Source organism: Dactylosporangium sp. NPDC049140, from assembly GCF_040648435.1.
In genome coordinates, this window is record NZ_JBEZDS010000106.1 from 1 (window position 1) to 11,407 (window position 11,407).

Sequence of the window (11,407 nt, forward strand, 5' to 3'; positions counted from 1 at the left end):
CCTACACCGTCGAGGGATCCGGCACACCATCCCGGAACGCAGGGACCAGGTCGCCCGCCGCGCCGCGAAGGGCAGCAGCGGCGGACGACCACCAGACTTCGACAAAGTCCTCTACAAGCAGCGCAACGTCGTGGAACGCTGCTTCAACCGGTTGAAGCAGTGGCGCGACCTAGCCACCCGCTACGCCAAACGCGCCAGCCTCTACCGCGCCGCCCTGGTCCTGATCGCCGCCCTCATGTGGCTCCCATGATCGGCAGGACACGCCCTAGCCCCATGCCGACCGCAGATGAATCAGCGGAAGGCGGCGGTCATGCGGTCGGACAAGGGTGTGATCTTCACGCGGTGCGGATGCCGGGACATCGCCGGGCAGAGCCTCGAGCAGCGCTGCCCGCAGTTGCCCGAGCGAGGTCACGGCTCGTGGTACTTCCACTGCTCAGCGACCAACCTGCTCGGTCGCCGGGAACGCGCCCGCCGCGGTGGCTACCCGTCCCAGGCCGCCGCCCGGGAGGCCCGTGACGCGTGGCTCGCGGGCACCGCCGCCGACCGCACAGCACAGGGCTGGACCGTCGAGCGATGGCTGCGGCACTGCCTCGACAGCCGCACCCATTCCACCCGTTCCGCTACACCCGCGACGTCGCGCTGGTCCTGATCACGCACCTCGGTGGCTACCCGCTCGCCGACCTCGACGCGAGCATTCTGCGCACCGTCTTCGCCAAGATCGCCGCGATCACGGACAGCAAAGGCCTGCCCCAGGCGGCGTCGGCGATGCAGCACCTGCCCACCACCCTGCGCGCCGCGCTCAACCTCGCCGTCAAAGACTGCATTCTCGACTGCAACCCCGCCCGGCATATCGAGATCCACGGCTACCAGCAGCCACACGCCAAGGTCTGGACCGAGGCCCGCGTCGCCTCCTGGGAACAGACCGGCGCTCACCCGGCCGTGGCCGCGTCTGGACCGCCGACCAGCTCGCCGAGTTCGTCGCCACCGTCACCGACGACACCCTGTACGCGTTCTGGTGGCTCGCCGGTCTACGCGGGCTGCGCCGCGGCGAACTGTGCGGGCTGCGCTGGACCGACATCGACCTCGACCGGGCTGTGCTCACCGTCGAACGCAACCGCACCACCGCCGGCTACCAGATCGTCGAGAACGACCCCAAGACTCCCGCCGGACGCCGCTCCGTCGCCCTGGACAAGCACACTGTCCGGGTCCTGCGGGCGCACCGCCGCTGGCAGCAGAACCAGCGCCGCGACACCGTCGCCGACGGTAAGCGGTGGACCGGCTCCGGATACGTATTCGTCCGCGGCGAGCACCCACGTGACACCCACCGTCCACAAAGGCCGGACAGACGAAGGGCCTGAACCGCGTTTCCGCAGCTCAGACCTCTGACGATTTTGCGCGCCCGAAGGGACTCGACCCCCTAACCTTCTGATCAGTAGAAGGCGCAACTATGTTCGCGCCGTGCTCGTCGCTGCTGCCGGCGGGCCGACCACCTACTGCAGGAACTCACGAATGTTGCATGTCCAATCAAATGCTGACGAAGTCGCATTCGCGGGGACCCGAAGGCGATTTGTGTGCTCCACAATGTCAACTGTGTCGATGGACCGTGGGACACGCTTGGGCGTCGAGTTCGGCGAGGGCCGGGTCCGGGCGGCGCTTGCGTGGCCGGATGGCACTGCGACGGTCTTGGCGTTGGATGGTTCAGGCTGGACGACGGTACCGAGCGCCGGGCCGTCTCGCGGCCTGGGCAGTGCACGCCCGTCGGCGGACGATCCCTGCCAGCGCACAACGCGAGTGCCGCCACAATCCAGTGCCCATGCCGCTGACTTCGCGCTCGATGCGTTCAGCCGGATCATGCAGGAGGCCCGGGGGAACGGGGCCGTCGTTGTGGCTGGAACCGTGGGCGTGCCGGCGGGGTGGTCGGCGCGGCGGCGGGCGCAGGTGCGCGCGGCAGCCGTTCGGGTCGGCATCCACACGGTGTCGTTCCTGCCCGCGCCCCTCGCTGTCTGCTGGCACCTGCTCGCCGGTGGTGCCGATCTTCCGATCGGCGTCCGGGTCGTGGTGTGTGAGGCCGGTGACGAGGTTGCCGCGTCCGTGGTCGGCCGTGCCGACGACGGTAGTTTCACGCTGCTGTCCACGGTGGACGCGGCAACCGTCGCCGCCGACATTCCGGCCACCGCCGATCCGGCGGCTGCCGCGGAGGAGGTGGTGCGCCGAGCGATGGCCGGGGCGGAGCTGCCATCAGGTGCGGCTGACCTGGTGTGTACGGCAGGGGTCGGGGCGGGACGGCTGGCCCTCGGCCGGAGCCTGGCGTCGGTGACGGGTGTCCAGCCGATGATGGTCGCGGAGGCCGAACTGGCGGTCCTCCTCGGCACCATCCAGGCACCTGATCCCGATCGTGACGGTGCTGGCCCTCCCCCGCTGTCCGGCAGTTGGCGCGACGTGGCGGCCATCGTCGTGCCGGCTGCGTGGTCGGTGCTGCTGGTTGCCCAGTTCCTGGCCGGGTCGCAGCGGTTCGGGCCGCGGGAGAAACTCGCGGCACCGGGCATGCTGCTGGCCTCGTGGGGCGGGCTCGCGTTCGCGTCGCTGTTCGCGTTGCTGGCCGTCGCCGCGGGCATGCTCCTGGCGACCACCGTCCGCCACGACCGGTCCGGCGACGGTGCGGACGACGCACCGGCGGCGTGGGTGCGGCACCGGCTGACCGGCATCGCTCTGGCCGGCGCGGCAGCCGGCGGGGTGTTCGTGGCCGCGCTCTACGCCGTCATCGGCGGTGGCCTGTTCGATCTGGACCTGTGGCCGCTGCTGCGCTGGTCGGTGCTGCCGATCCTGCCAGCGGCCGCGGCCCTGGTCGCGGTGGCGGCGGCGATCTGGCGGCGGCCGCAGCCACCGGACGGGTCGTGGCTGGCCTGGCTGCGGTTCCCGCCGGTCGCCGTAACCTTGGCCGGCGTCGGCGCGTTGCTGATCGCGTTGGACGAGACCGGCAGCCCCGAACTGCTGCAACCCTTGACGTGGCTGCTCAACCAGTGGCTGCCGAACGTGCGGGAGACGATCATCGGGCCGGTCGGGCGGCTCGGCGGCCTATGCCTCGGCGCCGCGGCGGCGTGGCTGCTGGTCACCCGGCCCTGGCATCGGCTGCTGCTGGGCGTGCCGCTGGCTGTCCTCATCGCCTCGACCCTGGCGTGGCGAACCTCCGGCGCCGTCGCCGTCGGCATCTGCCTCCTCGCAGCGGCGTGGTGGGCGGCCCGCGCCGTGCGGGTCCTGCTCCGGCCCGGACTGCTGACCCCACCACCAGGATGGACAACGACCTCACCAGCGCCAGGCGCCGCGGAGGCTGACGGGAGACACCCGTGACCAGCAGACCGCAGACCCCAGGCGACCGCACATCGACACCACCAACGCCCAGCACCCACTTCCAGCTGCCGCCCGCCGGCACCCCCGACGTGCTCGTGCCGTTCGGATCTCGGACCGCCACCCGCATCCCGATCGGCCGACGGACCCTCATCCCCCGCCTGCCGGACGGGACCGCACCCACCACCTCCCTCGATCCTCGGCCGGTACCGCGGCCGGGCCGGCGCCGCGCCCTCGGGGCCGCTGCGGTGGCCGCGACCCTGCTCATCGCGGCGATCGGCTGGCAGGTGTACCGCAGCTCCTCCGGCCCGGACCCGCGCGAGCTCGTCCAACGCCTCTTCGACGGGCTCACCGCCCACGACGTCACCGCCTGGACCGCCTACGACGTGTGCACCCACGACAACCCCATCTGCCAGCCCGACGCGCTCCGCGCCGGCTACCAGCCGCCCGAGCACGTCACCATCGACGGACAGACCGAAACATCCGATGCCAAAACCGGCCGGCAGGCGTACGTCACCGTCTCCTACGACGTCGCCGGGACACGGGTCACCGACCACGTCACACTGCAGTACCAGAGCGCCGGCATCATCGGCGGCTCGTGGAGCATCACCACCCGACCGGCAATCGCCCTCACCGTCCCCGGGCCGCAACCCGCCCCGGTCACCGTCGCCGCCGCCGACATCCCGACCGCCCGGCTCGCCGACGGCCCGCTCACCATCACCGCCCCACCCGGCCAGTACACCATCAGCCGCACCGCAACCCCGTTGGTCGCCCCAACCGCAACCACCGCAGCCGGGACACCGGGCAGCACCACCGCGGTCACCCTCCCCGCGACCGTGCCCACCCCGATCAGCGACACCATCACCCAGCTCATCCACGACCGCATCGACGCCTGCGCAGCCCAACACGACTTCCAACCCGAAGCCGGCACCACCAGACCCCGCGTCCACACCTGCCCGTTCACCCACAACCCCACATACGCCATCACCGACGACCCGACCTGGACGATCCAGCAGTACCCGCAGCTGCAGCTCACCGCCGGAACTGACGGCACCATCACCATCACCACTGCTGTCGCCGGCCGCGTCGCCATCCACTACCGCTACACCATGCACGTCATCGAACCCCGCGACTGGACCGACGTCGACGCGACCGAACCGATCACCGTCACCGGCCACATCACCACCGGCCCCGGCGGCCTCGAGTGGGCACCTGACTGACCCACACCGGCGCCACCGCGGCGGCACACATCCCGCCACGGCGGCGGGATGGCCGTGGACTGCCCGCCGGATGCCAGAGCGGCGACGCTGCTGACGGACCAGCATCCGGCGCCGTTCATGCAGGCCCGGCACGGCGCGTGAGCGTCGACCCGGGACCGGCCGGGATGCAGCAGCGGCCCGGGCCGGGCGCCCTCACAGGCCTCCACCGGGCGTGGCCCGGACATCCGCCCCGCCGGCCGGCGGCCCGGGCGGGCCGGTGAGCAGGGCGGTGAGCAGGGCGACGGTGTCCGGCTCGGCCTGCAGGTTGTGCGCGGTGAGGTGATCGGCGAGGGTCGCGGCGGCGCGGCGCAGGCCGTCGCGGTCGCCGGCGGCGGCGTGGCGTTGCAGGACGCGCCGGTGCAGATGTTCGTTGGTCGGGGCCAGGTGCAGGGCCTGGTGCAGCACCCGCAGTGCGGTGTGATGGTCGGGTTCGGTGTCGGCGAGGTGGGCGGCGACGTCGAGCAGGTGCCGGGCGACGCGTTCGCGGGCCTCGAGCAGCCACGGGTAGCTCCAGCCGGCGGCGAGCTCGCCACCGCTGACGGCCGCCGCCGCCGCGAGCAGCATCCGGCGGTACCGGGGGTTGTCGGTGCTCGCGGCCGCGTCGAGGAGGCCCTGCAGGCGCCACACGTCGACCTGGACCGCGGCCGGGTCGAGGCGGTGGGTGTGCCGGGGTCGGGTGCCGCCGCCCGGGTCCTGGATGAGGGCAGGCCGGCCGGCGGCGTCGTGCAGGACGCGGCGCAGTTCGGACATGGTCGTGGCGTAGCGGGGTTGCGCGGTGCTGCCGGGCACGTCCGGCCAGATCGCGGTGCGTAGCGCGCCGTCGTCGAGGCCGTCGCGGTGCAGGGCCAGCAGCACGAGAATCTGCTGGCCGGCGCTGCGCCGGACCGGGACCGGGCTGTGCGAGCCGTCCGGATGCGGCCGCACGACCCGGACCTCGCCCAGGACGCGGACGAGCAGCCGGCGGGGCTGCCCGGCGGTGTCGGGCGGCGGGTCCGGCCACCCGTCGACGCCAGCCGTCCCGGGGCTGTCCGGGCCGTGTTCCGGCCGTCGGCTGGCCGGCGGCGGGGTGGTGTCGGCCGCTGGGGGTGTGACGACGCCGATGCTGGTGAGGATGTCGAGGGTGGTGCGCTGGTCCAGGACCGGCAACCGGCCGAGGGCCGGCGCCGGCCCGGTGACCGCGTGGACGGAACCGTCGGCGGCGACGTGCCAGCACACGCCAGCAATCGGTGCCGTATCGACCCGGATCGTGCACCGCACGGCCTGGGCTGCGCCCGGGCCGGGACCGACCGGGCGGTCGGGTCGGCTGTCGACCGATGCGGCGGCGTCGGGTTCGGGGCCGGCGAACACGACCACACCGGCGGCGGCCCCCTGGTCGTTGCTGGTCGCCGCCGCTGGCGCTGGGCCGTTGCCGATGCGGGCGGGGGGCACGCCGAGGACCGCAGCGGCGAACCCGGCGGTCGGCACGATGCGGGGCCGGCCGGTGGGCAGGACGCTGAGCGCCACGAGGAGGCCCCGCCCGGCGTCGTGGCGGCCCGGCCCGGTCAGCTGCAGGTCGCCGGCCGGCAGCAGGTCCAGCACCGTCGGCGCCAGCCCACCAGCGTTCGCGTCGGTGCCGGAGTCGGCGGTCGGCTCGGTGCCACCCGGCTGGGCCGGGTCGCCGGGATCAGGAGGGCCGCTGGTATCCGGCAGGCCGTCGTCAGCGGCGGCGCGCACCGCATGGAGGAGGTGGCGGAGCGGCGCGGCCGGCGGGTCCAGGTCCGGGTCGTGGCGGCGCCACCCGGCTGGCGGCCGGGGCCGGTAGTCGCGTCGCCGCTGCGCCCAGGCCAGCGCCACCGCGGCGCCGACCGCGGCGGCGACCGGCAGCGGCAACCAGCCGCCCGGCACCTGCAGCCCGGCCGCCACCGCGGGTGCGGCAGCCCCGGCCGGCGGCGACCCGACCTGGTCGGTGTCCGCGTCGACCGCGACCGCCGCGACAACCGGCAGCGTGCCGGCGATGATGTCCGGGCCGGTCCCGCCGCCCCGGGCGGCGTGGACGGCCAGCAGCACACCACCGGTCGCGGCGGTCACCGCCGACTGCAGCGACACCGGCAGCCAGCTCACCCGCCGCAGACCGCGGACCGCGGCGACCGTGTCGGTGACGACGGTGACCAGCAGCGCCGCCCACAGCAGCCACCCGACGCCCAACCCGAGGGCCAGCAGCGTCACCGCCGACTGCGGGTCGCCGAGCATCGCCCGCCAATCCCACACCACCGCACCCTGCACGACGATCAGCACCGCGGGCAGCACTGTCAGCCCGACCAGCAGCGCCACGGCGGCACCCGCCGCTCGCAGCAGCCGCCACAGCGTCCTCATCGCCACCGCCAGCCGGTGCAACGACCGGGTCCGGTGCGCGGCGGCCGCACGGCCGGACCAGCCAGAGTGCCGCGGCCGTCGCCGGGACACCCGTCTCCCGGCGGTGCTGTGGCTGTGGCTGTGCCGTCCGGCCATGCCGGCACGGCCGTCGCCGGGCTCAAGCCGAGCTCGGCGGCACACCACGCATCGACGACCATCGCCACATGTGCATTCTGCACGGCAGCCCCAACAGCAGGTAGCCCCAACATCACAATCTGCAAGATCAGTGGGAGGTCGCCCGGACGGCAACTCCCAGCAACGTCGGCGTCGCCAGAGCCCGAACACCCAGCGGCGGCCACGCACGTCCCGTCACCGGGATCGCAATCCCACCGGGCCAACCCCCGTTCCTGATCCGCAGGTCGTCGCACCGCTCACGCCACACCCGACCGTCCCGTGTGCATGGGCGCCGGACCGACCACTCTCATACCCGCTGACCTGCGGTGTTATCCCTGTGATTGCTGTGACGGCAGCGGCGGGCTGCAGCCCGCCGCCAGCGGCCTACGGTCGGGACGATCCGCATCGATCACTGCCGACGGAGCGTGCATGGCCATGCAAACCTTCGCCACCGACACCCGTACCGCCGCCGCGGCGCCGTGGCCGGGCACAGCCACCACCAAACCCGCGGCCGGCCGCTCGCCAGCGCGGCCCCGCCCCGGCCAGCAGCAGGAGCCGCAGCTCGGCGGCCACGCCCCGCCCGACCCGGCCGCCGGCACCAGACCGGCGGCGCCGCCCAACCGCGACCGTGCACGGACTGTTGACGGACGCGGCGTCGCCGGTCCACGCAGGCCGCGATGAGGACCGCCGACGTCGTCTACGCCCCTGCCGGGGTTCGACGGGGACCGTCCGGTCCGTGGGGGCGTCGCCGCTGGGGCTGGTTGCTGCTGCGGCACCGTACGGCGGCCGCCCTGCAGGCGCTTGGCTGCCTCGCGGCGTGCCTAGTCGGCCTGGCCGGACTACCGGCCGTACTGTGGTGGCTGCAGGATCTGCTGTGGACGCAGACCGACTGGCGTGCCGTGGTCGCCGAGCCGCGCACCGCGGTCACCATGCTGTATCTGCTGGTCGGGTTCGGCTGGGCCGGCTGGCTGTGGCTGGTCGTCGCCACCGTCCACGACGTCAGCGCGGCAGTGCGGCACCGGCCGTTGCGGCCGCGGCTGCCCACCGCGTTGGGCGGGCTGGTCGGTAGCCTCGCCGGCATCGTCGCGGTCCTCGGCCAGCCGTCCCTCGCCGCCGCCAGCAGCACACCGGCGACAACGCCGGCGGTGACCGGCCCGAGTCCGTCCGGATGGGCGCACACGGCCCCCGCCGTCATCGTTACCCCTGCGCAGGTCACGCCGGCCTCGACCCTGGACACCGCGTCGACGGTGACGCCCATCGCGACCGGTCAGCAGGTCAGCTACCAGGTGCGCCGCGGGGACTGGCTGGGCGCGATCAGCGCCCGCTACCTCGGCGACTTCAACCGCTACCCGCAGCTGCAACGCCTGAACCCGAACCTGATGCCCGACAGCAGCGGTCGCCGCGGACCGGACCACATCGAACCCGGCTGGCACCTCGTCCTGCCCGCCGACGCCGTCGACCGCGGGCCACGCCAGCACGCCACCGGCACTGACACCACCAGCACCGGCACCACCGGCACCACCGGCTCCGGCGAGACCGTGACCACCGCCCCGCCCCCCACGACCGCGCCGACCACCGTCACCACCCCACCGCCGACCGGGATGCCCCAGCCCCCTGCGGCCGTAGCGAGCGCGACCCCCACCCCGGGCACCGTCTCGCCCGGACGCGCCGACAACCAGCACCGCGACGGCGTCACGCTGCCCGGCGGGTGGATCAGTGTCCCCTTCGCCGCCGCATTGGCTGGTGCCGGCGCGCTGGTGTGGCTGCGCCGCCGCCACCGCTACGTCGCCAACCCGGACACCGCCGCACCCCTCTACACCCACCCGGATCTGCGTCCGCTGCCGCCGGTGCTGCACCGCATCCACCGAGCGCTCCGCCATCAGCGCCCGGACCTGCTCCACCCGCCGCCCGCACCACCGGCGACCGTCGCCGTATATACCGCCGTCGATCCCGGTAGTCGCCCGCCCCTGCCGCCCGTGGGGCCCAGCGGCCCTCACCTGGCCGGCGTCGGCGACGTCCCGGGAAGCGGGCTGGGCCTGATCGGGCCCGGCGCCGAACCAGCCGCCCGGGCCCTGCTCGTCGCGACCCTGTCCGCCGGCACCCCCGCAGACCCGGACGCCGAAGGGCAGATCATCGCACCCACCGCCACCCTCACCACCCTGCTGGGCGCCGACGCCGTCCACGCCGGACAGATCCCGCGGCTGCAGGCCACCACCGACCTGTCTGAGGCGCTGACCCGCATCGACGCACTGCTCATCGAGCGGCAGCGGCTCCTCGACGACCACGACGCCGCCGACCTGGCCGACCTGCGCGCCGCCGACCCGTACCACCCACCCATGCCCCCGGTCCTGCTCCTGGCGACCGCCCCACCGGCCGACGACCGGGTCCGGCTGGCCACCACCCTGCGGCTGGGCGCGGCCCTGCAGATCAGCGCGGTCCTGCTCGGCGACGGACCCGGCGGTGACACCCTCACCGTCGACGCCGACGGCCACGCCAGCAACGGCCACCAGCTTGCGGTCCTCGACATCCCGACCACCCGGCACCTGCTTGACGTCCTTTGCGAAGCCCACACCGGCCAACCCCCCACACCCCAGCCGCCGCCCGCGACCGGCGCCACCGCCCCGACCACACCCACAAGCCCCGATAGTCCACAAAATCCGCCGCGAGCAGCGCCGAGCGTCCCTGCGACGCCGCCCACCGCTGCTGAGTCCGGCGGTGGCGAGGCACCGCTCGAGGGACCCGCCCCCACCCAGCTCGCAGCCACCGACGCCGAGGCCTCCCCCGACCCGGCCCCGAACGCGGCGCAGGCGGCGCCCACACCAGCAGCCCACCAACCACGGGCCGCCGTCCGCATCCGGCTGCTCGGCGAACCCGCCATCGTCGACCGCACCGGCGCCCCGATCACCGGCCTGCGCCACCACGCCCGGGAACTGCTCGTCTACCTCGCCGTACACCGCAACGGCGCCGACCTGTCCGACATCATGGAAGCGTTCTGGCCCACCGCCACCGTCCGCCGCGCCAGCGAACGCCTCTCCACCGAAGTCGGCGACCTCCGCCGCCGCATCCGCCAAGCCGCCGCCGACACCACCATCCAACCCGTCATCAACACCGGCGGCCGCTACCACCTCGACCCCAACCTCCTCGACCTCGACCTGTGGCAGGTCATCGACCTGCTCCGCCAGACCAGCACCGTCACCGACCCGCACCACCGGGCCGCCCTCCTCCGGCAAGCCGTCGACGCGCACACCGGCCCGCTCGCCCAAGGCCACGACTACGACTGGATCGAACAACCCCGCGAACACCTCCGCCGCCACGGCATCCACGCCCGGCGCGCCCTCGCCGACCTCATCGCCGCCGACAACCCCCGCGGCGCCGCCGACCTCCTCCAAGCCGCAACCGACCTCGACCCGATCAACGAAGACATCGCCCGGCACACCATGCGCGCCTACGCCCGCCTCGGCGACACCGCCGCCATCCGCGCCGTCCTGCACCAGCTCCGCACCGCCCTCAACGACATCGACGAACCACCCTCCCCCGACACCATCGCCCTCGCCGCCCAACTCCAACGCGACCTCACGAGCACCAACCCTCCCGACCATCGACCCGACGCCGGGGTTACCACGCAGGAACCGGCGTGACCACCAGCCGACCAGACTGGTCGACGCCACCGACGTTGTGCACCACCTTCGAACACCTCCGCCATATCCCAAACGCGATCACCGCCACCGGTACCGACCACGCACCGCTCCCCCGCATCCGGCCAGCCACCGACGGCCCATCACCGACTCCCGGCACCACGCTCCCCACGCCGCAAAGCCACGACCAGCACCCACCAACCGGAGCACGCGATGACGAGCGCCCCACCCGACGACCGAACCCACCCGCGGGCCCAGCACCCCACCGGTATCGCCGACGCCGACGCGGATCTGCATCGCACGATCCGCCACACCTCGTACATGCGGCAGCTGTTCTACTTCGTGGTGCTGCTCGTGGCCCTGGCCGGGCAGGTGTCCGGTGCGGTCGAGGCGCTCGGCATCCCGCTGATCTGGGCGATCCCGGCGGTGGGCGCGCTGGAGCTCGGCGGCATCGTCGTGCTCGCGAACGCCGACGTGCGGCGCCGGCTGGGTGAGCGCGCGGTGGCCTCGCGGATCCTGTCGGCGGCGATCGCGGCGTTCGCTGTCGCGTTCAACTGGATGGCCCACGACAACAAGCTGCTCGCCGGGTTCTTCGCGGGGATGTCGGCGCTGGGCTACCTGGTCTGGCTGATGCACACCGAGAACCAGCGCCGCGACCGGCTG

The 11,407-nt window shown here is 73.7% G+C and carries 7 protein-coding genes and 1 pseudogene; 7 read left to right on the top strand and 1 reads right to left on the bottom strand.

Annotated elements, in window-relative coordinates; genetic code table 11:
- The 5 genes from AB0B76_RS57790 to AB0B76_RS57810 all read left to right on the top strand — a co-directional run.
- Positions 1-250, top strand: a 250-nt coding sequence (locus AB0B76_RS57790; RefSeq protein WP_360394648.1) for a transposase, incomplete at its 5' end; no start/stop codon positions are given.
- Between the two features lie 60 nt (positions 251-310).
- On the top strand, positions 311-649 hold the full coding sequence (locus AB0B76_RS57795; protein WP_360394651.1) for a hypothetical protein: 339 nt from the start codon (positions 311-313) through the stop codon (positions 647-649).
- Positions 650-1,094: 445 nt separating this feature from the next.
- Positions 1,095-1,358 (top strand): hypothetical protein, encoded by a 264-nt coding sequence (locus AB0B76_RS57800; protein WP_360394654.1) that lies wholly within the window; start codon positions 1,095-1,097, stop codon positions 1,356-1,358.
- A 538-nt stretch (positions 1,359-1,896) separates the two neighbouring features.
- On the top strand, positions 1,897-3,348 hold the full coding sequence (locus AB0B76_RS57805) for a hypothetical protein (RefSeq protein WP_360394657.1): 1,452 nt from the start codon (positions 1,897-1,899) through the stop codon (positions 3,346-3,348).
- The gene (locus AB0B76_RS57810; RefSeq protein WP_360394660.1) at positions 3,345-4,565 is read left to right on the top strand and encodes a hypothetical protein; all 1,221 of its coding nucleotides are present in this window, start codon (positions 3,345-3,347) and stop codon (positions 4,563-4,565) included. The genes AB0B76_RS57805 and AB0B76_RS57810 overlap by 4 nt, the downstream gene beginning before the upstream one ends.
- A 192-nt stretch (positions 4,566-4,757) precedes the next feature.
- On the opposite strand, the gene AB0B76_RS57815 is transcribed toward AB0B76_RS57810, so the two are convergent.
- Positions 4,758-6,962, bottom strand: coding sequence for a hypothetical protein (locus AB0B76_RS57815; RefSeq protein WP_360394663.1), 2,205 nt, complete (start codon positions 6,960-6,962; stop codon positions 4,758-4,760).
- An 824-nt stretch (positions 6,963-7,786) separates the two neighbouring features.
- On the opposite strand from AB0B76_RS57815, the gene AB0B76_RS57820 reads away from it, so the two are divergent.
- The gene (locus tag AB0B76_RS57820) at positions 7,787-10,747 is read left to right on the top strand and encodes a BTAD domain-containing putative transcriptional regulator (protein WP_360394666.1); all 2,961 of its coding nucleotides are present in this window, start codon (positions 7,787-7,789) and stop codon (positions 10,745-10,747) included.
- Between the two features lie 210 nt (positions 10,748-10,957).
- Positions 10,958-11,407 (top strand): annotated as a pseudogene (locus AB0B76_RS57825) (hypothetical protein); the annotation flags it as partial.

What these genes read in the sequence shown, in the direction of transcription:
- AB0B76_RS57795 (WP_360394651.1), top strand. Translation starts at nt 311, where the DNA reads ATGCGGTCGGACAAGGGTGTGATCTTCACGCGGTGCGGATGCCGGGAC.
- AB0B76_RS57820 (WP_360394666.1), top strand. Translation starts at nt 7,787, where the DNA reads ATGAGGACCGCCGACGTCGTCTACGCCCCTGCCGGGGTTCGACGGGGA.